The 26,401-nt window shown below is 46.5% G+C and carries 28 protein-coding genes and 1 tRNA gene; 10 read left to right on the top strand and 19 right to left on the bottom strand.

The window, feature by feature from the left end:
• Positions 1–42: 42 nt before the first annotated feature.
• Positions 43–117, bottom strand: a tRNA-Arg gene (locus HUG15_RS05025).
• A gap of 80 nt (positions 118–197) precedes the next feature.
• Positions 198–1,316, bottom strand: a complete 1,119-nt coding sequence (locus tag HUG15_RS05020; protein ID WP_200127552.1) for an NAD(P)/FAD-dependent oxidoreductase — start codon at positions 1,314–1,316, stop codon at positions 198–200.
• A 267-nt stretch (positions 1,317–1,583) separates the two neighbouring features.
• Between HUG15_RS05020 and murB the strand changes: the two genes are divergently transcribed.
• Both murB and HUG15_RS05010 read left to right on the top strand, forming a co-directional pair.
• Positions 1,584–2,498 carry a UDP-N-acetylmuramate dehydrogenase gene (murB, locus tag HUG15_RS05015; RefSeq protein WP_200127550.1) on the top strand — a complete coding sequence of 305 codons (915 nt, stop codon included), beginning with the start codon at positions 1,584–1,586 and terminating at the stop codon, positions 2,496–2,498.
• 161 nt (positions 2,499–2,659) lie between these two features.
• Positions 2,660–3,073: a CBS domain-containing protein gene (locus HUG15_RS05010; protein ID WP_200127548.1), complete on the top strand. Its 414-nt coding sequence runs from the start codon at positions 2,660–2,662 to the stop codon at positions 3,071–3,073.
• Between the two features lie 37 nt (positions 3,074–3,110).
• Here the strand turns inward: HUG15_RS05010 and HUG15_RS05005 are convergent, their stop codons facing one another.
• From HUG15_RS05005 to HUG15_RS04990, 4 genes are all read right to left on the bottom strand, one after another.
• Positions 3,111–3,395: a hypothetical protein gene (locus tag HUG15_RS05005; protein ID WP_200127546.1), complete on the bottom strand. Its 285-nt coding sequence runs from the start codon at positions 3,393–3,395 to the stop codon at positions 3,111–3,113.
• On the bottom strand, positions 3,392–4,237 hold the full coding sequence (locus HUG15_RS05000; RefSeq protein WP_200127544.1) for a sulfurtransferase: 846 nt from the start codon (positions 4,235–4,237) through the stop codon (positions 3,392–3,394). Before HUG15_RS05000 ends, HUG15_RS05005 begins: the two co-directional genes overlap by 4 nt.
• A 231-nt stretch (positions 4,238–4,468) precedes the next feature.
• Complete coding sequence (locus HUG15_RS04995; RefSeq protein ID WP_200127542.1) at positions 4,469–5,308, bottom strand: 1,4-dihydroxy-6-naphtoate synthase; 840 nt, start codon at positions 5,306–5,308, stop codon at positions 4,469–4,471.
• Positions 5,305–5,952 carry a futalosine hydrolase gene (locus tag HUG15_RS04990; RefSeq protein ID WP_343073147.1) on the bottom strand — a complete coding sequence of 216 codons (648 nt, stop codon included), beginning with the start codon at positions 5,950–5,952 and terminating at the stop codon, positions 5,305–5,307. The genes HUG15_RS04995 and HUG15_RS04990 overlap by 4 nt, the downstream gene beginning before the upstream one ends.
• A 315-nt stretch (positions 5,953–6,267) precedes the next feature.
• On the opposite strand from HUG15_RS04990, the gene HUG15_RS04985 reads away from it, so the two are divergent.
• Positions 6,268–7,497: a dicarboxylate/amino acid:cation symporter gene (locus tag HUG15_RS04985; RefSeq protein ID WP_200127540.1), complete on the top strand. Its 1,230-nt coding sequence runs from the start codon at positions 6,268–6,270 to the stop codon at positions 7,495–7,497.
• A 156-nt stretch (positions 7,498–7,653) separates the two neighbouring features.
• On the top strand, positions 7,654–9,204 hold the full coding sequence (locus HUG15_RS04980) for a Na+/H+ antiporter NhaC family protein (protein ID WP_200127537.1): 1,551 nt from the start codon (positions 7,654–7,656) through the stop codon (positions 9,202–9,204).
• Between the two features lie 372 nt (positions 9,205–9,576).
• Here the strand turns inward: HUG15_RS04980 and HUG15_RS04975 are convergent, their stop codons facing one another.
• A complete protein-coding gene (locus HUG15_RS04975; protein ID WP_200127535.1) occupies positions 9,577–10,698 on the bottom strand; it encodes an oxidoreductase in 1,122 nt (373 codons plus the stop codon).
• A gap of 54 nt (positions 10,699–10,752) precedes the next feature.
• The gene (locus HUG15_RS04970; protein ID WP_200127533.1) at positions 10,753–11,961 is read right to left on the bottom strand and encodes an MFS transporter; all 1,209 of its coding nucleotides are present in this window, start codon (positions 11,959–11,961) and stop codon (positions 10,753–10,755) included.
• Between the two features lie 150 nt (positions 11,962–12,111).
• On the opposite strand from HUG15_RS04970, the gene HUG15_RS04965 reads away from it, so the two are divergent.
• Complete coding sequence (locus tag HUG15_RS04965) at positions 12,112–12,756, top strand: TVP38/TMEM64 family protein (protein ID WP_200127531.1); 645 nt, start codon at positions 12,112–12,114, stop codon at positions 12,754–12,756.
• On the opposite strand, the gene HUG15_RS04960 is transcribed toward HUG15_RS04965, so the two are convergent.
• Together HUG15_RS04960 and HUG15_RS04955 are read right to left on the bottom strand one after the other, a co-directional pair.
• Positions 12,686–13,207, bottom strand: a complete 522-nt coding sequence (locus tag HUG15_RS04960; RefSeq protein WP_200127529.1) for a VanZ family protein — start codon at positions 13,205–13,207, stop codon at positions 12,686–12,688. The genes HUG15_RS04965 and HUG15_RS04960 overlap by 71 nt on opposite strands.
• A 199-nt stretch (positions 13,208–13,406) precedes the next feature.
• Positions 13,407–14,651: a hemolysin family protein gene (locus HUG15_RS04955; RefSeq protein ID WP_246516500.1), complete on the bottom strand. Its 1,245-nt coding sequence runs from the start codon at positions 14,649–14,651 to the stop codon at positions 13,407–13,409.
• Between the two features lie 261 nt (positions 14,652–14,912).
• Here HUG15_RS04955 and HUG15_RS04950 point away from each other — a divergent pair, with 261 nt between their 5' ends.
• Positions 14,913–16,265, top strand: coding sequence for an alanine/glycine:cation symporter family protein (locus HUG15_RS04950; protein ID WP_200127527.1), 1,353 nt, complete (start codon positions 14,913–14,915; stop codon positions 16,263–16,265).
• A gap of 41 nt (positions 16,266–16,306) precedes the next feature.
• On the opposite strand, the gene HUG15_RS04945 is transcribed toward HUG15_RS04950, so the two are convergent.
• Complete coding sequence (locus HUG15_RS04945; RefSeq protein WP_200127525.1) at positions 16,307–17,044, bottom strand: sulfite exporter TauE/SafE family protein; 738 nt, start codon at positions 17,042–17,044, stop codon at positions 16,307–16,309.
• 102 nt (positions 17,045–17,146) lie between these two features.
• Between HUG15_RS04945 and HUG15_RS04940 the strand changes: the two genes are divergently transcribed.
• The gene (locus tag HUG15_RS04940; protein WP_200128844.1) at positions 17,147–17,917 is read left to right on the top strand and encodes an NRDE family protein; all 771 of its coding nucleotides are present in this window, start codon (positions 17,147–17,149) and stop codon (positions 17,915–17,917) included.
• A gap of 608 nt (positions 17,918–18,525) precedes the next feature.
• On the opposite strand, the gene HUG15_RS04935 is transcribed toward HUG15_RS04940, so the two are convergent.
• Genes HUG15_RS04935 through HUG15_RS04920 form a run of 4 tightly spaced genes read right to left on the bottom strand, consistent with a single transcriptional unit; the run spans position 18,526 to position 20,633 of the window.
• Entirely contained in the window at positions 18,526–18,810 is a 285-nt protein-coding gene (locus tag HUG15_RS04935; protein WP_200127524.1) for a GNAT family N-acetyltransferase, read from the bottom strand.
• A 17-nt stretch (positions 18,811–18,827) separates the two neighbouring features.
• On the bottom strand, positions 18,828–19,553 hold the full coding sequence (locus HUG15_RS04930) for a 3-ketoacyl-ACP reductase (RefSeq protein ID WP_200127523.1): 726 nt from the start codon (positions 19,551–19,553) through the stop codon (positions 18,828–18,830).
• A gap of 31 nt (positions 19,554–19,584) precedes the next feature.
• The gene (locus HUG15_RS04925; protein WP_200127522.1) at positions 19,585–19,758 is read right to left on the bottom strand and encodes a hypothetical protein; all 174 of its coding nucleotides are present in this window, start codon (positions 19,756–19,758) and stop codon (positions 19,585–19,587) included.
• 11 nt (positions 19,759–19,769) lie between these two features.
• Positions 19,770–20,633 (bottom strand): NAD(P)-dependent oxidoreductase, encoded by an 864-nt coding sequence (locus HUG15_RS04920; RefSeq protein WP_200127521.1) that lies wholly within the window; start codon positions 20,631–20,633, stop codon positions 19,770–19,772.
• 149 nt (positions 20,634–20,782) lie between these two features.
• Here HUG15_RS04920 and HUG15_RS04915 point away from each other — a divergent pair, with 149 nt between their 5' ends.
• From HUG15_RS04915 to HUG15_RS04905, 3 genes are read left to right on the top strand one after another with little or no spacing between them, the layout of a single operon-like run.
• Positions 20,783–21,571, top strand: a complete 789-nt coding sequence (locus HUG15_RS04915) for an enoyl-CoA hydratase-related protein (RefSeq protein ID WP_200127520.1) — start codon at positions 20,783–20,785, stop codon at positions 21,569–21,571.
• 9 nt (positions 21,572–21,580) lie between these two features.
• Complete coding sequence (locus HUG15_RS04910; protein WP_200127519.1) at positions 21,581–22,624, top strand: enoyl-CoA hydratase/isomerase family protein; 1,044 nt, start codon at positions 21,581–21,583, stop codon at positions 22,622–22,624.
• Positions 22,611–23,195 carry a nucleotidyltransferase family protein gene (locus tag HUG15_RS04905; protein WP_200127517.1) on the top strand — a complete coding sequence of 195 codons (585 nt, stop codon included), beginning with the start codon at positions 22,611–22,613 and terminating at the stop codon, positions 23,193–23,195. Before HUG15_RS04910 ends, HUG15_RS04905 begins: the two co-directional genes overlap by 14 nt.
• A 60-nt stretch (positions 23,196–23,255) precedes the next feature.
• Here the strand turns inward: HUG15_RS04905 and HUG15_RS04900 are convergent, their stop codons facing one another.
• The 4 genes from HUG15_RS04900 to HUG15_RS04885 all read right to left on the bottom strand — a co-directional run bounded on the left by HUG15_RS04900 (position 23,256) and on the right by HUG15_RS04885 (position 26,293).
• Positions 23,256–23,690: a MaoC/PaaZ C-terminal domain-containing protein gene (locus HUG15_RS04900; protein ID WP_200127515.1), complete on the bottom strand. Its 435-nt coding sequence runs from the start codon at positions 23,688–23,690 to the stop codon at positions 23,256–23,258.
• Between the two features lie 93 nt (positions 23,691–23,783).
• Entirely contained in the window at positions 23,784–24,344 is a 561-nt protein-coding gene (locus HUG15_RS04895) for a YIP1 family protein (protein WP_200127513.1), read from the bottom strand.
• Between the two features lie 29 nt (positions 24,345–24,373).
• Positions 24,374–26,020, bottom strand: coding sequence for a sodium:solute symporter family transporter (locus tag HUG15_RS04890; protein WP_200127511.1), 1,647 nt, complete (start codon positions 26,018–26,020; stop codon positions 24,374–24,376).
• Positions 26,021–26,293 (bottom strand): hypothetical protein, encoded by a 273-nt coding sequence (locus HUG15_RS04885; RefSeq protein ID WP_246516499.1) that lies wholly within the window; start codon positions 26,291–26,293, stop codon positions 26,021–26,023.
• Between the last annotated feature and the right edge of the window lie 108 nt (positions 26,294–26,401).

Here is a 26,401-nt window from a genome sequence, read left to right as displayed (position 1 = left end):
CAATTATTGCCCCAAAAGGCTGTCTATTTTGATCACTTTAAATGGCGCCCTAGACAGGAGTCGAACCTGTGACCTACAGCTTAGGAGGCTGTTGCTCTTCCTCTGAGCTACTAGGGCGGGTTATTCGTGATTGCCGTTTTATTTACTGCTTTTTAATCTTAACAAAAATCGCGTTCGGCTGTCACGAATAACGCATTTCACTTGTCAAATCTTTCCGGATGATAGGGGGATAAGTCAATTCCCATCTCTTTTCCGAGGGTCAGATCACTGATCAGTTTACCTGCATAAGGCCCCATCGTTAACCCCGAAGGGCCGAGTCCGTTGACAATGCTTAACCCTTTCGGGGTTTCCATACATCCAATGAAAGGAAGATGGTCCGGTCCGACCGGACGAAATCCGATGCGCGTTTCATATAGCGTGCTTTGAGCAAGCCCCGGCGCAACCGAAAGGGCGCTCTCCAACACCTCCCGGACGCCCCCGGCTGTTTGTCGATAATCGAAACCTGTCCCATTTTCCCGGGAAGCCCCTGCAACTATCCGGGAATCGTCAAAGGCTAGCATGTAATAACTCGTTCTCGGAAGAATCATCGGCCACTTGGACGTGTCCGCTTCCGGGATTTGCAAATGCACAATCTGACCGCGCTGGGGTTCAATCGGAAGCGTGACACCGACCGGCGCAAGCAATTCCGGTGCCCAGGCGCCCGCGGCTACGATGACATGATCGGCCGGATGAAACGTTTCTTCCAAGTAGACGCCATTCACTTGACCATCTTCTTTTGCCAGACGCGCTTCTCCTTGGCGGATGTCTGCATGATGTTTGATCGCCGCGCGCTTAAGGGCGTCTCTTAGTTGTCTTCCGTCAATGCGGATGGCACCTGAGAGGTGAACGGCACCGAAACCATCCCCTAACGGCGGAAAAAGATCCTTGGCTGCTTCGTTTGCCAAGCGCTTAATATCGCCCAGTTCCGGCGAGGTTTGTTTCGCATCACGCGCACTTTTTTCAATGTCATCCAGTTCCGTTTCATCCTCGCTGACGGCAAGTGCGCCAACGCGCTTAAAACCCCATCGATCTTCCCCATCTTCTGTTAACCGCTCTACGAGCGCCTCATAATAGTGTGCACCGCCACGCGCCAATTCGTACCAGGCCTGATTGTCTTTTCGTTCGGAAATCCATGGGCAGACAATGCCGGCGCCCGCCGCGGTCGCTTGCCCTTCATGTGTTTGATCGATCAAGGTTACGTCTATACCATCTTCACGGGCCAAATGATAGGCCGTGCTCATTCCTGCAATTCCTCCGCCGATAACAATGATTTTCATGGTTTCACATCCTCTTCGATGATGATGTATATTATTTATGTAGAGGGTTCTTGTTTTTATTTTACACAGTCGATTGAAATGGCTCAAGTTAGGCGAAAATAATCAGAGACACCCCTCCGTGCTCACTTCATGTGTGCCTTTGACATAAATTATTTTAGAAACGCTACGTTAGCTTCATTTTAAATGAATCTAGTGCAAAAATACGGTAGCCTTGCTATGATGGATAATGAAAGGTTTGTATGGATCGAATGCAAAGGGTGAACAAACATGAGTGATGATAAATTATATGATGCTTTAAAATTGTCGTTGCCGAGCGAAAGGATTCGTCGAAATGAGTCGCTCGACAACTATACGCACACGAAAACCGGGGGCAAGGCAGATTATCTCGTATTGCCGCATACGTATGAAGAAGCGAGCGCAGTGACCGCTCTTGCTTACGAAACAGGGGTCCCGCTGACGATGCTCGGCAACGGCTCCAACATGATCGTCCGAGACGGCGGAATAAGAGGGGTCGTCCTGCACTTTAACCGTTTAAGCAAAATAACCGTTCAAGGAAACACCATTATTGCACAAAGCGGGGCTGCCATCATTGATGTTTCAAGAACAGCCCTTAGCCAGACGTTGACAGGGATGGAATTTGCTTGTGGTATTCCCGGTTCCGTAGGCGGAGCGCTCGTCATGAACGCAGGGGCGTATGGCGGGGAAGTTTCGAACGTATTGGTAAATGCAACGCTCCTAACAAAAGAAGGAGAAATCATTACCCTCAGCAATGAAGAATTGGAACTTTCTTACCGAAGCAGTATTATATCAAAAAAAGATTACATCGTTTTGGAAGCTGTCTTCGGATTAGAGCCCGGACAGTATTATGCCATTAAAGCAAAGATGGATGAATTGACCTATTTACGGGAATCCAAGCAACCGTTGGAATTCCCCTCATGCGGAAGCGTGTTTAAACGCCCGCCCAATCACTTCGCAGGGAAATTGATTCAAGATAGCGGCCTGCAAAAAGTGCGTATTGGCGGCGCCGAAGTTTCCGACAAGCACGCTGGCTTTATCGTTAACGTCGACCGGGCAACAGCCACGGATTATTTATCATTGATCAACCATATTCAACTTACCGTGAAGGAAAAATTCGACGTCGACTTACACACGGAGGTCAAAATTATCGGAGAAGATTTATAGTCCAAGAACAGTATTGCAAGAAAGCTTGTCCACCGCTTATAATTAAGTAGACTTCCATCCGAGGGGGCTCTTTCCTCCCTTCGGAGCTTTTTAAGGCACACCGGCTAAAATCGCCACCTCTGTAAGCCAAGCTTTTGAGTACGAAAAGGGGGAATTTACGATTGAACATCGGATTTTTTCTGTTGCCAAAACAAGAAGTAAAATATTTAAGCCCGGAAGCAACGGTACGACAAGCACTTGAAAAAATGCGCCATCATAGTTACACGGCGGCCCCGCTCGTTAATGAGGAAGGAAGGTATGCCGGCACAGTCACCGAAGGGGATCTCCTTTGGCAGCTCGTCGACAATAAAGTAGAGGGGCTCGACAAAGCGATGAGCCTCAGGCTTAAAGACATTACGCTACGCGTGCAAAACATACCTATTTTCATACACGCACAGATGGAAGATCTCATCGCCCTATCAGCGGATCAAAACTTCATTCCCGTCACAGATGACTCAGAATATTTTATCGGAATTGTAAGACGCCGCGATATTATTAAACATTGTGCTTCACTTATATTTGAACATAAGGAATAAAGGATAACCCCTTCCAACTATCAGGAAGGGGGTTTGCTTATTCGTTATATGTTTTTACGATTTGGCGTAACTTCAGCGCGTGCCCCAGTTTTCCTTCTACTTTTGCTGCCCCATCATAAATGCCTTTGCGGGACTCCCAATCTCCATCGAGAAGTTTGATGAAATTTTTTTCGCTCAATGTGAACTGTTCATCGGAAAACATCAGTTCATAATAACCTTCCGGCTTTAATACCACATGATAGCATCTTGTAAAATCTACAATGTGCTCAAGACTTGTATTTATTTTTGCGGCAAATTCATCGAGTTTTTCAGATGTGTTCACGGTTTTTCTCCCCTGGCAATAGGATTATGATCGTAGGAAGCCCAATCGCTCCAACTCCCGGGGTACAATTTCACATTTTCGATGCCCGCTTGTTTTAAAGCAATAATGTTCGCATTTGCGGACACACCGGAACCACAATACACGACGACGGCGTCTTTCTGTCGCAAGGAACGGAAGCGTTCGACGAGCGCTTCGGTTGATTTCCATTTACCCTCGCTTCCGACATTCTCCTTCCAAAACCAATTTTCTGCCCCCGGAATGTGCCCGGCTTTTTTATCCAGCGGTTCCCGTTCACCGCGGTAACGTTCCGGTGCCCGCGCATCAAGAACGGCGACGTTATCTTTTTCTTTTAATTCTTTCACATCGTCTATATCGACGCGCATGTCAGGTTGTAGTTGCGGTTCAAAATTGGTCGGCCGAAGAATCGGGACCTCCATGCTCGTCGGGTATCCATGGGCCTCCCATTCGGAATAGTTCTCATCCAGAAGCGAGACGCTGGGATGGCCGACATAGCGTAACAACCACCATAATCGTCCCGCCATCGATCCGTGCTGGTCGTCGTAGACGATAACATGTTTATGAGTGTCGATTCCGGAAGCACTAACCGTCGCGGCAAAATCAGCCACCGCCGGCAACGGATGCCTTCCGCCGTGGGTAGCGACGGAACCGGAGAGGTCTTTTTTTAGATCAAAAAAGATAGCCCCCGGGACATGGCCGTTTTGATACGACTGCCAACCGGCTTCCGGATCCTTTAGGTCATAGCGGCAGTCTGCAATCACAATATTAGGGTCATGGAGATGGTCGTGAAGCCATTCTTTTGTGACAAAATAATCAACGTGCACGTGATCTCCTCCTTGTTCATTATGATGGCGCGGAGTTCAGGGTTAATGAGTGGTTTCATGGCGACCGTAACCGAGGTGTGGAGACGATTTCGGGCTTCATGAGCGCTTCTTGCCGACCGGGTCCGAGGCGCGGAGACGATTTCGGGCTTCATAAACGCTCCATGGTGACCGAAACCGAAACCCAGGTCGAATTTCAGGCTTCATAAACGTTTCACGGCTCTATCAATCTTTTCAAAAACGCAACCGGTGCAATTGATCGTCGGGTACGAGCCCTTCTTTGGCTGCCCGCCCCAAAAATGCTTCAACGGCACCGTAGCCTTCTTCGCCCAGTTCTTTCGTGAATTCATTGACGTATAGATCAATATGATTTTGGGCGACTTCTTCGTCCATTTCTTGTGCATGAGTCCGCACATATTCCCGTGATGCTTCCGGGTGTTCCCACGCATAGTCCACCGATTGCTTGATCCAACCGGCAAGAGCTTCCCGATCCATGGAGCGGCGGGCAATGATCGCACCTAACGGAATCGCGTAACCGGTGTCTTTTTCCCACCAATCGCCGAGATCGACTAATTTTTTCAACCCATAGTTTTGGTACGTAAAACGCGCTTCGTGGATGACGAGTCCGGCGTCTACGTCCCCGTTTTGTACGGCCGGCATAATGTCATGGAACGGCATTACAACGACGTCGCCAATATTGCCTTCCACTTGCTGTGCCGTCCACAGCCGAAACAATAAGTAAGCGGTGGAACGTTCGCTCGGGACCGCCACCCGTTTGCCTTGTAAATCATTCGGATTATTTTCATCGTTTGCGGTTAAAACAAGTGGGCCGCAGCCGCGTCCGAGTGCCCCTCCGCAAGATAATAACGCGTAATCTTCCAACACCCACGGGAGAGCCGCGAATGAAATTTTCATGACGTCGTGTTTCTTGGGATCCCCGTCAATCGCCAAATGGTTCGTGACATCGATATCCGCATAGGTAACGTCAAAAGGGGGTGTCCCTTTAATCAAACCGTGGGTCAGGGCGTGAAAAACAAATGTATCGTTCGGGCACGGGGAATAAGCGATTTTCATTCGGATATCTCCTTTATAGCAACTCCCACCTTCTCAAGCGTGGCAAGCGCTTCTTTAATGTTCCAGTTTTCTTTATCTCTTGGACCTATGAGGTTGGAAACCGCACGGATTTCCAAGACGGACAAATTTTTTTCAGCCGCGGCTGTAGCGACACCGAATCCTTCCATTGCTTCTGCGTAAGCATCGGTAAACCTTTGCATAAGCATCGTGGCAGTGTCCTCCGTCCCCGTCACCGTCGAGAGCGTCACAATCGTTCCTGTTCGCACCTTTTGACCATTTTCGCTTAATCGGATGGCCATTTGTTGAGCGGAAGAAGCATCGGCAGCAATCACGTTTGAACCAAACCCGAGTTCATCGATGGGAAGGAAGCTCTCCGTCGATGATTCCGCACCCAAGTCAGCGGCAATCAGGCGCTCGCCAATAACCACGTCACCGATCGCTGCTCTGTTTTTAAAACCGCCAGCGATTCCCGCGCTTATCACCATGTTGTAATCATCTTTTGTCAAAGCAAAAGCAGTCCGGGCCGCTGCCTGGGCCGGACCGACGCCGCAGAGCGCGACATCGATATTTTGCCCCTCGCCGATCCCGCGTTCAACCGCCTCTTTCTCTACTTCTACTGCGGTCATAATAAGTGTTTTTGCCACTTTCGTGATCAACTCCTCTTCTTTATTTATAACATTTTCAGCAAAAAAAGTAGAGAGAAATTGTTTTTGGCAATGTAAGTACTTATTTCACCCTCATTCATTCCAATGCTGACGATTGGTTCTACAAGCCTGAGATGTCTCATATTTAATAATGACAATGATTATATGTAACATTCTTGTCACCTCCTATATACTAGTGTAGGATGAAACTGTATTTTCATCAGAAAGATTGGGGGAGATAAAAGAAAATACGAAGCAAACTACTTCCGTTTATATTTTTATACTATTTTTTTTATTCCGAAAGGGGAGTTAACTGTGAGAATTTCTTTAGTTTATCAAATTTTGATCGCATTCATTCTCGCTATCCTATTTGGCGCCATATTCGGCGAAGCCATTTTCGTCGTGGAACCTCTGGGCGATCTGTTTTTGCGGCTAATTCAATTTGTAATCGTTCCGCTTGTGTTGGCCTCTCTCATCGTCGGGGTTACAAGCCTGGGGTCAGGAAAGCAAATGCTTCGCCTCGGCGGAAAAACGGTCGGTTATTTTCTCATCACTTCTTTCATCGCGGTAGGCATTGGGCTGTCTATGGGCTTTTTGTTCAACCCCGGTGAGGTCGCCGATATAGATCCACCGACCGAAGAAGAAGTGGATGAGGAATTGGAGGACGCTGAAGAACAAGATGATGATGTCGTTGACGTGATTTTAAGCATTGTGCCTGAGAACCCTATCGAAGGCATGGCGCAAGCGGATATCTTGCAAGTCATCTTTTTTGCATTAGCCTTAGGGATTGGCATCCTTCTCGTCGGGGAGCGCGCGGAACCAGTGAAAAACTTTTTTGACGCTCTGGCCGAGGTTATGTTTAAAGTTACCGGCGGCATCATGAAGGTAGCCCCGCTTGGTGTGTTTGGCATTTTGGCACCGGTGGTCGGCGAACATGGCTTAGCCGTTTTAATGCCACTCTTCGTGGTTATTGCGGCTCTAGCGGTTGGTTGTTTGCTCCACATTTTGCTCATTTACGGAAGTACCGTCAGATTTCTTGGAAAGATTTCACCGTTGAAATTTTTTAAAGGGATGACTCCCGCGTTCCTATTTGCTTTCTCAAGCGCGAGTAGCGCGGCCACTATTCCGCTTTCCATGAAAAACGTTCAAGAGAACGTTGGGGTGTCCAACAAAACGAGCAGTTTTGTTATCCCTCTCGGCGCGACCATTAACATGGACGGAACCGCTCTTTATAACGGCGTCGCGGTCCTGTTTATCGCCCAATTTTACGGGGTTCAACTTTCCTTTTTGGAGATCGGCACTGTAATGGTCGTGGCAACACTTGCTGCCATCGGTACAGCCGGTGTTCCCGGAGCGGGATTGATTATGCTGACCATTACGCTCACGGCGGTCGGTTTGCCGCTCGAAGGGGTTGCCCTCGTCGCGGCCATCGACCGTATCCTTGATATGATCCGAACCGGCACGAACATTCTCGGCGACAGTGCTGCTACTGTTTATGTCGAGCGGTCCGAATACAAAGACAAAGCATTTCAATCGAACACCTAAAATAATGTTTGACACGTTGGCATCGTAAGTCAACGTGTCTTTCTATTAAAAAATACAAAACATTTGCAGGTTTTTGATAGGTAAATCTCGTATATTGTAAAGGGAAATGATAAAATTCATGGGGATTGACACATATATGAAAGGAGTAGGTACTGAATGGAATTCGGCGTTTTAACGTTGCTTCCCCCGTTGCTGGCGATCGTTCTCGCGATTGTGACACGTAATGTGATACCTTCTTTATTTGCCGGTGTTTGGATCGGGGCAACGATGTTGGCAGACTGGAATCCCTTGATGGGCTTCTATGTTACGTTTCAGGACTTTATTATCCCTGTGATCGGAGATGAGTGGAATGCTACCGTGTTGGTTTATGTAGCATTATTTGGCGTCTTGATGGCATTTTTCCAACGAACCGGAGGTGCTGAAGCATTAGCGAAGCTTATTTCCGGGAAAGTAAAAAGCCGCCGGGGCGCACAAGGATCTACCGGAGGAGTAGGCATCCTTTTATTCATTGATGATTATTTTAATGCGCTAACAGCGGGGAGTGTCATGCGTTCGGTGACGGATCGCATGAAAGTGTCAAGGGAAAAACTTGCTTATATTGTTGACTCTACCTCCGCACCGACTGCACTGCTCGTGCCTGTGTCCACTTGGGTCGTGTTTGTCATGGGATTAATCGGTGCCCAATTTGCGGAACTGGGCATTTCCCAATCGGAATATTTTGCCTATGTGACGACGATCCCGTTTAATTTTTACTCCATCTTTGCAGTCTTGTTCGTTTTCGTCATAATTTTTCTAAAGCTCGATTATGGACCGATGGCAAAAGCGGAATTCCGTACAATGACGAGCGGAAAAGTTCAACGTGACGGGGCGCAACCGCCATCCGCGGATGAAATTACCCAAGCAGAGCCAATGACTTCCAAGCCAAAATTAATGAATTTACTCGTTCCATTGATCGTCTTGCTTGCTATGATTCCACCGCTATTTTTGTGGACGGGCGGATATCCGGAAAATGACTTTGTCGTTGCCATCGGTGAAGCGGACGGCGCAATATCCATTCTTTTAGCCGCTTTCACAGCAGGATTGATTGGATTGATTATGGGATTGGCGCAAAAACTATTCTCGTTTAAAGAAGCGGTATCGATCTACATGAGTGGCATTAAAGGGATGGTTCTTGTGTTTATCATCTTAATCCTTGCCTGGTCGATCGGGGATATCGCCTCGGAAGTCGGAACGGCGGAATACGTGAGCAACCTCGCTCAGCAGTTGTTTACGCCCGCGATTATACCGGCGCTGATTTTTATCATATCCGGGATTGTCGCGTTTACAACCGGCACTTCGTACGGTACCTTCGCGATTATGATTCCGATCGCGATGCCGATTGCTGCTTCCTTGGACATCTCGATGCCGTTGGCGATCGCCGCTGTACTAAGTGGAGGGGTCTTCGGGGATCATTGTTCTCCGATCTCGGATACGACCGTGCTTTCGTCTGCAGGTTCATCGTGTGACTTGGTCGATCACGTCCGCACCCAACTTCCCTATGCACTCACTGCTGGAGCAAGCGGAGTTATCGCTTTCGTGATTGCCGGGTATACGGAATCCATATGGCTGTCACTGTTAGTAGGGATTGTCGCATTAATTCTGTTGGCGTTTGCGCTGAATCGCATGTTCGGGCAAAAAATGCCAAATGAACAGGAAACGAATGCTTAGAAAAAAAGCCTGAGTTCACCGAAAAAGAACTCAGGCTTCTTATTTTGGCGCACTGGATTCATGACACATGGTGACTGAAACCGGGGACGGCCGACACTTTCAGGCTTCATGATCCACTCATGGCGACCCAAACTGGAGTGGACTAGCAGTTTCGGGCTTAATGACCCGTTCATGGCGACCGAAGCCGGTGAGGTTCGGCGATTCCGGGCTCCATGAACCACTCATGATGACCGAAACCGGAGTGGATCGGCGATTTCGGGCTCCATAACCCGCTCATGGCGACCGAAGACGGGACGCCGCAGCGATTTCAGGCCTCATGACCCGTTCATGGCGACCGATTCCCGCGCAAATCCACTCTTTATGAACGCTTCATTACTCATTTTCAATTAATGGTTGCTCTAGTTCGTGATCTTTCACGTATGCTTTCGGTTTCATGATGCTTCCGGCATCAAAGGCCTCCAACGGCTTATTTTCCAATACGCGATTAGGCGTATCCGGGTTGGCCAACGCTTGCCGGGCGATCGCGACGAAATCACACTGCCCATCGGCAATGAGTCCGGCGGCTACCTCAGGATCGCTAAGATTTCCGCAAGCGATAATCGGTTTTCCGGAATATTTTTTCGCCGCTTCCGACATCGTCATCGTTCCTTCCCCAAAGCCGGGAGTTGTCGCATCATCATCGGAAAGATGAATAAAATCTACGTCCGTTTCACCTAATCTAGAGAAAATGACTTCCGCGTCCTTCTCTCCACCCGGCCATTTATAAGCTCCATTCGTCGCTTTTAATTGAGAAATGCGAATACCAAGCATCATCTGCTCACCCACTGCCTCTCGCACATCATCGATTAATTCAATGAGAAGGCGCAGGCGATTTTCGATGGAACCGCCGTATTCATCCTCTCTTTGGTTAATATTCTCAGATAAGAACTGATCCAATAAATAACCATTGGCGCCGTGAAGTTCAATCCCGTCAAATCCGGCACTCGCGGCTAAACGCGCAGACCGGACGAATCCGTCTTTGACATCTTCAATGTCATCTTTTGTCATTTCTTTTGCAACCGGAAAATCTCCTTGGCCGCCGTAGACTTCCACCATCGGATTCGGTGGTTGAAAGGGCGAGGGCGCGACACTCGTATCCTTATAATAATTCCCTTGTGATTGACCGCCGGCGTGCATCAGTTGCACGATCATTTTTGCGCCGTGCGCTTTTACGTCTCGTACGATCGGCGCCCAAGCTTCGGCGTGTTTCTCTGTTGCCAATCCTGCCTGGTTTTCATACCCCTGGCTATACATCGTATCCGGGTACGTGCCCTCGGTCATCACCGCGGCAAATCCGCCTTTCGCGAAACGTTCATAATAACGATGAACCCGTTCATTCGGTGTGCCGTCAGCTTCGGAACTTACCCTCGTCATCGGTCCGACGATATACCGGTTTTTTAAAATGTGATTGCTGATATGTCCTTGATCGAATAATGTATCCTTATATCTTTGCATTCCCATCACCTTACTTTATTTTTCCCTAGCTTCTATTCCTTTTTATTGTTCACGTTAAACTTCTCGAAATTCCTTTGCTCTGAAAAAAACGAGAAGCGCGATCAGCATTCCGGCCGCCCCCAATCCAAACAAGACCATTTGCACCGGAATTCCCGCTGATACAAAGCCGGCAATAATGCCATAAGAAACCGGGTCAAATCCATTCATGGCAAGGAAAATAATACTCATCACCCTCCCCATGATACGGTTTTCCGTTTTCTCTTGCGCTACCGTAAAAAAAGGAATGTAAACGAAAACCATCGCGAAGCCGATGAAAAATAAAAACACGGTGAGCCACGAAAGAGACGGTACTTGACTAAAAGCCACGAAAAGAAGCAAAGACGCTATTAATCCATAAATGGTCACCGCGCCCCGACGTCTTTTTATCGTATACACACTTAAAATAAAACTGCCCAGGAGCATACCGATGCCTAGACTGGCCTCCATGAAACTTAAATTCAACGGCGAACCATCATGCACGTCCACGAGTAACGGCATGGCTATATGAAGGGCGCCAAAAACGAAAAAGTTCAAGGCAATCAAAACGATAAGCCCCGTCAGGAGAAAACTTGAATGCCGAACATAAGTCAGTCCCTCTTTTAAATCTTTCCACGGGCTTTGCGGTACGCTCTCATCGACCGGCGCTTCCTTAAGAAATGGCGGAAAGATAATTGCCGCCGAAAGAAAGACAAGGATCGTCGCGATCAAAAAGCTGGAAGCCACCCCCAACGATTCCATCGTTATTCCGGCAATAATCGGACCGATGATAAAAGAGATCTGGTCAGCCCCCTGAAAAATCGCGTTTGCCTGCTGCAATTGCTGTTTCGGAACGACTTTCGGAATGAGTGAAACACTCGCCGGTCCGAAAAAAGCGTCCAGCATCCCAAAAACACCAGCAAGGACGAGCAACACCGTCAATGTTAAGTGGTCACTAGCAACGAACAGATACATGCTGAACAGCAAGATGGCCTGGATAAGGTTTGTCGTGAACATAATGGTTGTTTTTTTATATTTATCAGCGACGACACCGCCGAAAATCATCATTAACAAACGGGGGATCGTGGCAGAGATTAAGACCAATCCGACAGCAGTTGCCGAGCCCAGCTCACTAATGGCATACCAAGAGACTGTTGTTAAGAACATACTAAAACCGACAACTGCAAAGATACCAGCAATAAAAAGAAGAACGAAAATTCGATTTTGTAATAATGATTTTTGCTCCACGCTTTTTCCCTACTTTCTAATTGAACCGACCTAAAACATACAACATGTGAGCGGCTATTGCAAACGCAGAAGATTGAGAAGCCTTCACCATTCTATATCTGTTGCAGGGAATGATAGAATGTTGGGAGATAGGACATTTGAGGTGAACCGATGTATCGTAAAATTTTTGTCTTCCTGATTCTCGCCTTCCTGGCGGGCACCGTCTTTTTATATGGCGAAGAGATCGCGGTTTGGATCGATGAACACGGCACGGAATCAATCGTTCTCACGGCCGCCCTCGCCACGCTCATGTCGTTATTCCCGGTCATTCCTTACCCGATCATTGGCGGAATCCTCGGGGCGATTTACGGTTCGTTCCTTGGAAGCTTTATTACCTGGTTCGGATCTGCCATGGCATCCATCATTATGTTTGTTTTCGTGCGCTTCGGCTACCAAGATTGGGGATTAAAAATAATCGGCAAGTACGAGGCAATTTCCAAAGTGACGATGCTTTTTGAGCGTAATGCCTTTATGACGATCTTTTTAACACGACTCATCCCGATCGTTCCTTCGATCATCGTCAACATCTACTCGGCGCTCAGCCGTGTCGGTTTTTGGGCATACACGGTCGCGTCTTCAGTCGGTAAGATTCCTTCGATGATTTTGTTTGCCACCGTCGGAAGTACGATCGTACGCAACCCTGCCGATTTATTTTATGTCGGTCTGTTTTACGGCAGTTTTATGCTTATCGTTTACGGCTGTTTCCGCTTATGGAACCGTTACGTCGTGAAAGCGAAGCGCCCATCGGCAAAATGATCACGATGCGGCGAGCCACTTTTCGTGCGGACACATACATCGCGGCCCCGAGAAACACACCGGCTGTGTTCAATACAAGATCATCGATGTCACTCACGCGCATTGTGAAGGTAAATTGGTATAACTCAATGAAAAGGGAAATCAACATTCCGACGAGCGTTACTCTCCCAATGCTTCGCAAACGCCGAAACAATAGCGGTAGAAATATACCGAGCGGCACGAAAAGAAGAACATTGCCGATTAATATTTTCAGTGGATCCCAAATGTCAGGGCTAAACACGCCAATCCGATATATACTTCGAAAGGGGACGGGGTTATAGTTTCGCCCGCCTGGCCCGTCAGGTCCCAGCGAGGCTCCATAGTTCCAGGCGAACGCGGTAATGTATAAAAGCATTGCCATGTAGATGGCAAACATTGACCAGGAAAAAATCCGGAGAGAACGTTGTCTCATCTTCGCACACCTTCCATCGTAGAGGGCTCGTCTAGTATATGCATCAACGCTGCCCGCTCATGATTAGAAAACTTGGTTTTTCGCCAAGCTTTTATGGCGAAAAGCCTTAGCCGAACTTATGCAGGTAAGAAAGCTGATTTATACTTTCTTACCTGCCGAAAGAAAAAAGCGACCGCCGTATCGCAGCCGCATCCTTTATTTATGTGTCTTCTGCTGTCATTTTTTCAATTTCAATCCGTTTTAACGTCGCGTCTTCAACCGTTAAAATCGTAAAGTGCAGATTTTCATATTCGAAGGTGTCTCCCTCCATGGGGATATATTCCAATTCATCTAAAATAAAAGCCGCGAGGACATCTTCTTTTTCCGGAATAGCCGTATGAAACACTGTATTCAATCGCCGCAACGTAAGTTTGCCATTACAAATGATCGTCGTGTCCGTTAACCGTTCAATTAAGCGATCGTTCCCCAGATCCGTCTCATCCTCGATTTCCTGCCCGATCATTGTCTCAATGATATCTTCATGACTGAGCAGGCCAACCGTGCCCCCGTATTCATCAAGAACAATTGCCAAGTGCTTTTGTTCTTTCGACATCTGCCGGAATACTTGCTCGATGGGTTGAAATTCATGGACAAACATCGGGGACATGTCCGAGAGTTGTGTTAATTCCTGATCAAAGTCAACGGACCAATAAATGAGCCCTTTGGAATGAAAGACACCGATAATGGAATCCATATCATCACGATAAATCGGGTAGCGCGTAAATCGATTGGCAAGAATCATATCACGTGCATGTTCATAGGATGCGTCCTGGGGAATGCCGACAATTTCGACGCGTGGCGTTTTCATGGCATCGCGGACGTTCAAGTTATAAAAGTCCAGCACACCTTTAATGCGATGGCTCTCGCCTTGGGCAAATGCCCCCTCCGTTTGGGCAATATCCACCATCGTCCGCAGTTCTTCTTTCGAGATCGAGGAGGTTACGTCTTCGTCTTTCGATAATGCTTTAATCACGTACCTAGTGATTTTTGACAGAAGGTAAATAAACGGCGTCAATAGCCATAAAACAAATCGAATCACGGGGAGCACCGTGTAAGCGATCCGATCCGGATATGTAGCGGCAATTGACTTCGGAAGCACTTCCGAAAAAACGATTAATGTAATCGTTAGTATCGCCGTTGCAACCCCGACGTTAAAGCCTAAGTCAATCGCTACCATCGTCACAAGCGTCGGCAGGATAATATTAACCACATTATTGCTGATCAGTATTCCGGTGATAAAATGATCCGGTTTTGACAACGTTTTCAGTAACTTCTCCGATTTCCGGTCGTTGTTTTCCGCTCTTGTTTGCGCTTTCGTTCGATTAGCGGCTGTTAATGCCGTCTCACTACCGGAAAAAAAAGCAGATGCACACAAAAGAAGCGCGATCGCAATACCTGTAAACACAGTTTCAACTCCTATTGGATAAAGGACTCATTCGCTTGATAGGTAAGAAAGTATAAATCAACTTTCTTACCTACATAAGTTCGGCTAAGGCTTTTCGCCATAAAAGCTTGGCGAAAAGCCAAGTTTTCTTATCGTACTCCAACTATACAAAATTATTGAAAAAACGACAAATGAGTCGTTTGAAATTCTACCATAAACTATTCACATTTGGATGAAATTATTTTAAGATTAATAAAGATCAAAAACAAAAGGGGGATTTGCATGCTCGAATCGTTCGAATACATAACCGGTGAAATAAGTGATTTTGTCTGGGGCTTGCCATTAATTATTTTGCTCGTAGGTACAGGTTTATACTTAACCTTTCGTTTAGCCTTCTATTCTTTTCGGATGTTGCCTTATGCGTTTAAACTTACGTTTTCTAAACAGGATAAAGATTCCGAAGGAGACATCTCCCATTTTCAGGCACTGATGACTTCTACGGCTGCCACCGTCGGAACAGGAAACGTTGTCGGGGTTGCTACCGCCGTCGTCGCCGGCGGACCGGGCGCCGTCTTTTGGATGTGGATGACCGCCCTTGTCGGGATGGCCACGAAATATTCCGAAGCGATCCTCGGGGTCAAATATCGGCAAGAAAATGCCCGGGGGGAAATGTCCGGCGGCCCCATGTATTACATTGAAAAAGGACTGGGCCAAAAATGGCTCGCTGTTCTGTTCGCATTTTTCGCTGTCTTTGCGGCTATTTTCGGCATTGGAAACATGATTCAAGCAAACGCGGCCGCTGACGTAGCCAATGATGTTTTTAATGTTCCGGTATGGGTCACCGGCATCGTGTTTATGATTCTTATTGGCTTGGTCATCCTCGGTGGCATTAAGAGCATTGGACGCGTGGTCAGTTTTATCGTTCCGTTTATGATTATTATTTACGTCGTGGCCGGTGTTTTTCTGGTTGTTTACAATGTGGACGCTGTCGGTGGCGCCTTCGCCTTAATCTTTACCGATGCCTTTACAGGACAGGCAGTTGCAGGCGGCGCGATTGGCACGGTCATTCAAATGGGGGTTGCCCGCGGACTCTTTTCCAACGAGGCAGGTTTAGGTACCGGAGGCATCGCCGCTGCCGCTGCCCGCACCGATGTCCCTGCCCGCCAGGCCTTGATTTCCATGACACAAGTATTCATTGACACCATTATCGTGTGTACCGTAACCGGTCTAGCCCTCGTCATGGCGGACATGTACATGATTGATATTGAAGGCGCCGCCCTCACCGCGCAATCCTTTGATGAATTGCTTCCGGCATTCGGCAGCTTAATTGTCGCGGTCACGTTACTGTTTTTTATCTACTCAACGATTCTTGGCTGGGCTTATTTCGGTGAGAAGTGTCTCACCTATCTTGCCGGCACCAATTTTACAATGGTGTATCGCATCATCTTCGTTTTGGCCATTTTTCCCGGGGCAACGTTATCGCTCGATACCGTCTGGAATCTCGGGGATACCTTTAATGCTTTAATGGCGATTCCTAACCTTATCGGGCTCTTGCTATTATCAGGCGTTGTCGTAAAAGAAACGAAACGATTCAATGAAATACGAGCCTATGAAAAAGGAAAAACAAGTATGTAAAGAATAGCGCCTCGCTTCTTTTCAGGGACGAGGCGCTTTCTTCACGAAAACAGGATTAAATTTAGGCCCGCGAGGAGCACCAGAAGCATCGCGATGGTACGGATCATGGACGCCGGCAATTTTTCAAACCACCGTAGCCCCAATACTGCTCCAACGATGACACTCACGACACCAACGGCAAAATAAAGCAGGAACGACAGATCAAAATCCCCATTCACGCCATGCAAAAGCAACGAAAATGAACTTGTCATTAATGTAACGATTTGCACATTCGCCGTATACCGATGCTTATCTTCTTTATACAAGTATAAACAATAGACGACGAGAAATGTTCCCCCAACTGCGAACAGTCCCCCGAAAAAACCATTGAGAACACCAAGGCTTATCGGCACCAGTTTATTTATTTTTTTTAGGCTTACGTTTCTTTTATTGTTAAAATACAAGTAAACGACAAGGGTGATGAGAAAAACACCGAGCCACGTTTTTAAAATGTCCATGTCACCATATGTCGTCAGCACAAAAAAAGAGAGAATTCGGCCTGCAAAAGATGCAACAACAAACATGATTAATCCTTTTAGTTGCACCGACCGGTAATTTTTTATAAGAATCGTCAACGCTGTTGCCGCCAAAAACGATAAGACGAGCAATGTGCTTTCCTGAACGCTTAGCATAAAGGGCAGAAAGCCCATGACGACTAAACCGAGGCCAAAACCGCTCGCGCCCTGCACGAAGGCACCGACCAAAACAATCAAGACAATGAACAATAACTCCCAAAGCATCTCTATCCGTCCTAAACTCTTTTGTACTAACTTTTATATTTTATCATGTTTAGAAAAGAGATGGGGCGTTTTTGAGCTGCGCAGGAAGGAGAGATGAACGCGATGTGCCTGATTAATTTCACATGGAAAGCCCATGAAAAGTACCCACTCATCATTGCCGCAAATCGCGATGAATTTTACGAACGGCCTACGGCGCCGGCCCATTTCTGGGAAGACGCGCCGGACCTGTTGGCGGGACGCGATCTATTGCAAAAAGGAACATGGCTCGGCATCACAAAACAAGGGAAATTCGTGGCATTAACGAATTTTCGTGATCCGCAACAAATCGCCCCAGGCAAAGCTTCCCGGGGAACAATCATAAAACAGTTTTTAACGGAGGATTGGGACCCATTGGCGTTTGTGGAGGCTTTGCAGGAACATCGTGACGATTACACCGGTTATAACGTGATTGCCGGCACCCTTGACGAGATGTACCACTATAATAATGTTCACGATGAATTGAATGAGGTCAACCCCGGCATCCACGGGCTGAGCAATGATTCTTTAAATACACCTTGGCCCAAAGTCGTAAAAGGAAAACAGGCACTAAGCGCCTATACAACTCAACACAGTGAAATCAAAACAGAAGCGCTATTCCGGATACTTTCCCATACAGAACAAGCACCGGATGAAGCGTTGCCGTCAACCGGCGTTGATCTCAACTTTGAAAGACAGCTATCACCATTATTTATTCATACGGGCAATTACGGGACACGTGCCTCTACCGTGCTTCTCATCGACAACCAGGGAAAGGTAACCTTTGTGGAGCGGCGATTTGACCAAGGGGCATTCGCCGGAGAGCAGTCGTTTTCGTTTGAGGTTGCTGATAACTAGTACAGGATGGTCGAATTACCCGGTCATATCCAAGGGAAACATCAAAAAGATGAGGACGCACTAATCATTATGGCTGAATTTCCTCACACTTGGTGATTTTACCTTTCGGTTGTTCCACATGACTCACTCATGACACCTCGGATTAGGATATTTTTGCTTTTAGAGGTGCCATAACCCGTTCATGACACCCCTGATTGGATTATTTAACCTTCGAGAGGTTCCATGACTCACTCATGACACCTCTAATTGAGATAATCTCCCTTCTAGAGGTGTCATAGCGGGGATTCCCGGACGTTCTCTTCACGGCGTCTATCGTTCTGTTTTTGGCGGTTGCCCAGATTTTGGATCGATAGAAGGCATCTATCGTTCTGTTTTCGGTGACCGTCTAGATTTTAGATCGATAGAAAGCTTCCATCGTTCTGTTTTCAGTGACCGCCTAGATTTCAGAGCGATAGAAAGCGTCTATCGCTCTGTTTTCGGTGACCGTCTAAATTTTAGATCGATAGAAAGCGTCTATCGTCCTGTTTTCGGTGACCGTCTAGATTTCGAAGATAAAAAGGTGTTTTTAGAAATAACTTCTGCAACACGCCACTAGACTGACCAAATCTTCATTCTTGCGTCGAAAGCACATCCTGATATTCCGGATGTTTATCCATTTGTTTTTTTGTATAGGAACATTGAGGGATAATTTCTTTCTTTTCCTCACGGGCAAAAGAAACCATCCGTTCTACTAAAGCTTGGGCGACACCTTCCCCGCGAAGTTCCTCTGATACGTACGTATGGTCAACAACTAATTTCGTGGACCCTTCCGATTCAAAAGTGATTTCAGCCAAAGGGTCCTCTTCTTTATCTCCGACAAAAAATTTATTCTCGCCCTTTTTTATATTCGCCATTCTTTTTCACACTCCTATTACTTCGGATTCGTCGCCCACAACTCGGCATTTTTCACGAACATGCGCGGGTGCAGTTTCAATTGCGAGATGACGACATCCGCCAAGTCTTCTGCTTGCATAAAGTGTTCGGCGTCTTCCGTTCCGTCGCTTAAGTTGTGTTCGGACGCAAAATCGGTGATCACTTTACTTGGGCTGATCGCTTGGACACGAATATTCTCTCTTCGCATTTCTCTCATTAATGACTCTGTCATCCCAAGCACAGCGAACTTCGAAGCGCTGTAGGCACTGGAACCCTCGGTGCCGCGGAGCCCTGATGTCGAAGAAATATTGATGATTTCCCCGGCCTGACGCTCGATCATTTCCGGCAGCACGGCTTGAGTGACATGATAGACGCCCATGACATTCACATCCCAGACGCTCCGCCAATCATCTTCGCTGAGGTCGAGAAAACGGCCATACCTCCCGATACCGGCATTATTAATCAAGATATCGATCTTCCCGAGCGTGTCTTTCACACTTTGAACAACGTCTTTCACCATACCGACATCGGAAACATCCGCTTGGACGCTCAACACTTTAACATCATATGTCTCCAACTCTTTTGCCACATTTTCCACGTTCGCACGTGTTCTACCCATGAGTGCCACGTGAACGCCTTCGCGGGCGAACGCGTGGGCAAGTGCACGTCCGATGCCACGCCCCGCTCCGGTGATGAGTGCTGTTTTCCCTGAGATCGATTGCATGTTTTAAAACTCCTTTTCCGAAAAATACCCATTAATCGGCTTTCAAAATAATACGGCGAAACGCCATGACCAATACGGCCTGCGAAGCAACTAATGTCACGACCCAATGCATGCTTCCGTATACGGCAAAAATAGCGGCCACACTCGCCAGAATGATCGAGAGAATGAACATTCCGATCACTTTTTTGTCTTTTAAATGTTTCATCTAAGCTTCCCTTATTCCCATAGTTTATAAATCGATTGCGTCCCGCTATTTTCTTCCCCTTGCTCAGCGAGTTTATCATACAAAGCTTTCACCAATTCGACGCCGGGCAACCCTTCTTTCATTTGTTCGGACTCTTCGATCGCGATCTCCATATCCTTGATAAAATGTTTCACATAAAAGCCGGGGGCGAAGTCTTCTTGCAACATGCGTGGTGCCAAATTTTGCAGTGTCCAGCTGCCGCCGGCACCCGTTGAAATGCTCTTCAATACTTTTTCCTGGTCGAGGCCGGCATGTTTTGCATAACCCATCGCCTCTGCCGCGCCTATCATGCTAGCCGCCACGGCAATTTGATTACACATTTTCGTATGTTGGCCGCTCCCGGCGGGTCCCATGTGTTGAACATTTTCCCCCATCACTTGAAATAAGGGTAGGGACTGATCGTAAGCGTCTTCGTCGCCACCAACCATGATCACAAGTTTGCCGTTGCGCGCGCCCACGTCACCGCCGGAAACAGGGGCGTCCAAAGCCGCACCCTCTTGCTCTTTTGCCGATGCCGCGATTTTTTTTGCCAAAGACGGTTTGGACGTTGTCATATCGATCAACGTGGCGCCTTTTTTCATATGTGCGAGCAATCCGTTTTCTGAAAAATAAACATCCTCCACATCTTGCGGATACCCGATCATCGTAATGACAATGTCGGCCTCGGACGCAAGTTCCTGCACGGAATCTTTCCAGGTGGCACCGCTGGCGACGAGATCGTCCGCTTTCGCTTTCGTTCGCGTGTAGACGAGCAACGGATAGCCCGCATCCAAAATATGTTTCCCCATGCTTTTCCCCATCACGCCAATACCGATAAACCCGACCGTTTTACTCATCGAAAAACCTCCTCTTTTGCTTCTTCTCTATGAAACCATAATATCATACCTATCCAATAGAATTCCAAATCATGTATAATAGAGATGGAAGCGCTCTATTTTTATTTGGCATAATTCTTGCATTTATGCTAGACAAGGAGGTATTTTTTATGACGAGCTACAATTATGTAAACGTATCCACGGAATCTTTTGTCACGACGGTAGAAATCGATCATCCCCCGGCAAATACACTGTCTCCGGACTCCATTAACGAGTTGCGGGGTGTCTTTAAAACATTGTCCAATGATCCAGACACTCGGGCGATCCTTTTGACAGGTGCCGGACGTTTTTTCGTCGCCGGTGCCGACATTAAAAAATTTGTGGACGCGTTTGACGATGCATCGAAAGCCGAAGCCATATCCAAGGCGGGCCAAGACCTTTGCGAGGAGATTGAGAAGTCAAAAAAACCGGTGGTTGCCGCGATTAATGGAGCGGCTTTAGGCGGCGGCCTTGAAGTAGCGATGGCTTGCCACTACCGATTCGCGGCTGAAGACGCTGTCCTGGGGCTACCGGAACTCAAACTCGGTTTAATCCCATCTTTCGGCGGCACGCAACGCTTGCGCCGATATCTAGGCTCGGCGCGGGCCATGGAATTTATTTTGACGAGCAAAAACATGAAAGCAAATGAAGCCGCTGATCTCGGCCTCGTCCAACGTGTCGTTCCGGGCGAATCCGTCCGTGCAGACGCCCACGTTTTTGCAGAGCAACTAATTGAAGGCAAAAGCATGACGAGCATCGAGCGCGCGGTAACTGCGATTATGAATGGTGTGGATGGTTCAACAGAAGATGGTTTGGAACTTGAGCGGCAATTCTTTGGCGAACTCTTTTGCAGCGATGACGGTAAAGAAGGCGTCCGGGCGTTTATCGACAAACGAACCCCTGATTTTAGGCATTCCTAGGAGGTAAAAATGACAAACGAAGTTACATTTTCAACAAACCGAAAAGGATTGGCAACGATCACATTAAATCGGCCAAAAGCACTGAATTCATTAAGCCTAGACATGATTGTAGCGATCGGGGAGCAGTTGGAAGCTTGGCGCAACGATCATTCCGTCCAAGTGATCGTGATGGATGGTGCCGGGGAAAAAGGTTTCTGCGCCGGCGGTGACATCAAAACGTTATCGGAAGCCCAAAACGGCGGAGAATCCTTCGAGAAAGCAAGGGAATTTTTCAAGGAAGAATATCGTGTGGACCTAATGGTGAAGGAGTACCCGAAACCGATCGTCGCCTGCCTTGATGGCGTCGTTATGGGCGGCGGTGTCGGTCTCACGCAAGGAGCAAGCCACCGGGTTGTTACCGCCCGTACGAAATGGGCGATGCCGGAAATGAACATCGGCTTCTTTCCGGATGTGGGTGCGGTTCATCTTTTAAACCAAGCCCCCGGCTATACCGGTCGTTATCTTGCCTTGACATCGGCAACCATAAAAGCCGCGGACGTGCTCTATATAGGGGCGGCCGAGCATTACGTCTCGGAATTGACGGACTTACTTGATAAGTTGCATGAAATCGATTGGGTGAACAAAACAGATCCAACAGGCAAACTCGATGACATTCTCGCCGAACAAAACAGCACGCCGGAAGAAGAAGCGCCCCTTGCTTCCATGCAAGAAGCGATCGATCGTTATTTTAACGCGGGTTCGATTGAGGCGATCGTGGAAAAATTGGAGAACGGGGACGGGGCATTCGCTGCAGAAACACGAGAAACATTGCTGTCAAAATCACCGGTTTCCGAAAAAGTAACATTGAAACACATGATCGACAGTGAAAACAAATCACTCGCCGAAACGTTAGAGATGGACCTCGTTATTGCCGTAAACTTTTTGAAGCACGACGATTTCTACAAAGGTGTCGAAGCGGTTATTTTCAAAAAGAGCCAAAGCCCAGACTACACGTACAAACGCTTGGCAGATGTGTCAGATGCGAAGGTAGAGCAGTTCTTTGAAGCTTCATAGCGAAGCGGACATTATTGATGTGATTGAACGCGACCGATGGATGATGGAAGTTTTGCAGGCGGTAAAGGATTTGCAGTTGCCTGATGGCTGGATCTGCTCCGGTTTTGTGAGAGCGAAAATCTGGGATACATTGCACGATTTTCATAAGCGAACACCTTTGCCGGACGTGGATGTCATCTATTTTGATGCCGGGAACATCGATGAAAGCGAAGAAAAGAAGCGAGAGGAGCAACTAAAAAATGTGCTTCCTCTCGTTCCTTGGTCCGTGAAAAACCAGGCAAGAATGCACCTTGTGAACGGCGGTCCACCTTACACTTCATCCGTTGACGCGATCTCAAAATTCCCGGAAACGGCAACCACCCTCGGCGTAAGGCTAGGAGTTGATGGGCGTGTGACGCTTACGGCTCCATGCGGAGTGGAGGATGTGCTTCAAGGGACGGTGCGGCCCACACCCTTTTTCAGAGAAACGGAAGAACGGCTTGCTGTGTACAAGGAAAGGGTCGTGAAAAAAAATTGGTCGGCGACGTGGGGAGAGTTGGATATTCGGAATACGTATAACGATCGTGCATAAGAAAAAATTCGAAGCGAGGCTAAGATCCTTACTTCGAATTTTTAGCACAATATCCCCTTGTTAATAACCCCTTTTTATCAACCCAAGAAAATTTAAATTCATAACTATTTTTTTATCTTGATTATAAGTGTTTAATAAAATTGAAATATAGCCTCTATCTTTCTTGTAATTATGATCTTGCTTGTCGATAATACGTGCCTCTACGGTTAATATATCTCCCGGGTACACAGGCTTTAAAAACTCATGGTCCATCCTAACTCCACCAATGATATCTTCCCCAATCAAATTCATATCAACCCATAGTTTCCAACTGATACTCAAGGTGTGAAGTCCTGAAGCGATTACCCCTCCGAAAATACTTTTGTTTGCTTTCTCATCATCAGTATGCATATATTGGGGATCAAATTTTAAAGCAAAGTTGTATATTTCCTCTTTTGTCACCGTATAAGTTGCGGTTTTATAAATGTTATTTATCTCCATTTGCTCATATTTCATACTAATCTGCCCTCCAAAAAAATGAGCCTCATGTTGTTTGCTAAGAATTTCACTTAGGGGGCTCTTACCTTCTACTAACTATTCATTTCGCTATTATAAAGTCGGGACTGGTAAAACGAGATAATACACACTCGTAAAAAATACAAAAGAAGCTAATACTGAAAGATAAGCTTTGGTCTTTGAGAATTGTTGCGTCGTTTCTATTATTCTGACACAAATGAGATACATCCAACCGATCCCAAAGAAAAGTCCTATGATTACCAAAATTAATCCTAAATTCGGTACATCGACTTCCATAAGGATTGGGGCACTTAAAAGTCCTGGAAGAAGAGAGATTGAAACAATTTGATTTACCTCCTTCATTCGCCCGGGTCCACCAAATGCACGTGCACCGGCCCAAAGAAGTAGGGTCAAACCAAATTTAGTAACAACCGCCGTTAATAAGCCCAGTGCTATTAATAAAAGTGGTGCAATGACAAGCCCCAAAAATAGGGAATTGAAACCGGATAGAAATTGGAGATTAACCATAACAGCCATCACACCATACATAACACCCACCATAACTAATGTTGCTCGACTGTATTTCGATGCTTTTTGACTCTCCATGAACGTTTGATATGCATCGCGCTCCAATACTATCATTTTTCCAATCAAAATTCTTAACCCCCCAATCTTATAATTTTCTACATACCCCAAGGGAAAAGCGCCCATATACCAACAGCAAAACTAAGCACTAACGCAATCACTGGGCCAAGTTTACTGTTATAGCGATAAGCTTGTACATCCTTCCACCCATGTATACGTTCGATTAATTCATGATCTTCTTTCGTCGTCAATTTATCCGCAAGACTTGGCATGCGATTAGTCACATAGGAAACAACGATCAGAATAATAAAACTTAAGGGAACTGCAAACATCGCACCGGATATCCCCATCTCATTTGTAACACCATGGTCGGTAAGAACCAGACTTGGAGCAACGAACGGCGATAGAAGAATGTAAACAATACCGCCGATAGATGAAGCTGCTATTGCACCATAGCGATTCGTTTCCTTCCACCATACTCCCATTATTATGAGTGGAGCAATGGTTACTCCGGCTAAGCCAAAAGCCCAGAATATACTGATCGTAAGGAATTCCGGTGGATTTATACCTAGGAGAATACTAGCGACTCCTCCTAAAAATATGGCTAAATAACCCATACGGACTTTAGCTTTCTCCGTCAATTCCGGTTTAAGCGTTGCTATAATATCTTGCGATAATAAAGCTCCAATTGACAAAAGATTTCCGCTCAATGTTGAGACACCTGCAGCAATAGCTCCGGCAATAACTAAGGCCGCAACCCATTCAGGGTTATACACAATGTTTAGGATCATCGTCAACCTATCAGCATCTCCGGCTTCAATAAATAACCCTTGCGTTTCAGTAGCATAAACGCCAACAAATCCCATTGCGTACGTAGCTGAAAACACTAAACCGGTAACAAAAGCGTACCAAACCATTGCCGACCTCGCACTTCTTAAACTAGATGAAGTATAAACCCTCATAGCTAAATGAGGAAGTCCCAAAGCCCCAATTGTAATTGCCGGAATAAGCGCAATAAACCACTTTGTTGGAAATTCATAGTCAAAAAAACTTGGGAACGCTTCTAACATAGCTGGGACCATATCTGAGTATAATAGAGGCGGAAAAAACCAACCGGATCCCCCTAACGCTTTCATAATCGCTCCAAGAGGGATGATAAACATGAGCGCAATAATTACCATTTGAATAGCTGCATTCGTTGTCGCTCCTGACATCCCTCCAATGGTTATATATCCGACAATAATAAGCCCGCCTACAAAAAGTCCTGCAATATATGGAACACCTAAAAGCGTTTCAAAAGCAGCCGCAACACCGATCATTTGTCCAAGCGCATACATAATAGAGACAATAATCATAAACACAGCAGCTATAATACAAGCTTTAACACCATACCGTTCACGAATAAAGTGCGTTGGAGAAGTCACCCCCATCCTTCGTAGGCTCGTACCGTAAATAATCGTAATTAGTGGGATGGCAACGATTAGCTGAATCCACAAAATAATTAACGGCATTTGCAGTTCAAGAATAAGGGCTGTAATGCCTAAAAAGGTAGCAAGACTCATATAACTGGACGACATAGCCAAACCATTTGTAAATGCGCCTACTTTCCCACCGGCAATGTATAAATCTCCTACAGTAGTTTGTTTTCGATTAGAAACATAACTTACCACATAAAATAAAACAAATGTTACCAATACAACGACTATCCCCAATACTGGATTTGATAATTGATAGGTTTCCTCCATTTAACCCACTTCCTTTCGTTGTTCTGTACCTTCTATTTCTTCTTCAATTTTTGCATCCAATCGATTCCCCATCCGACCTGCCAAAATGGTTAAAAAGTAAACACCAAACCATCCGAAAAGAATTGGGATAATGTACCTTATCGGAAAACCAAATAACGTAACCCCTTCAAAGGGAAACATCGAGAACATTATTCCAAAACCATTTCCAAAAACAACAAAAGCTAGCACCATCCAAATTGTGAATTTCACTTCTTTTTTATATGCTTTCAACACATCCACCTCCAAAAGAATTGATTGACCATGCCTTGAGCATTCATAAGAAATTAGTATTTCCTAATCACTAATTTTTAGCAATTTTCCTAAAATATTACCGGTATTTTT

The sequence above is a fragment of the Salicibibacter cibarius genome (assembly GCF_016495725.1).
In the GTDB taxonomy this organism is placed as follows: Bacteria; Bacillota; Bacilli; order Bacillales; family Marinococcaceae; genus Salicibibacter; species Salicibibacter cibarius.
The sequence above is the reverse complement of the archived record's forward strand: the minus strand, read 5'-3'. Positions and strand labels throughout refer to the sequence as shown.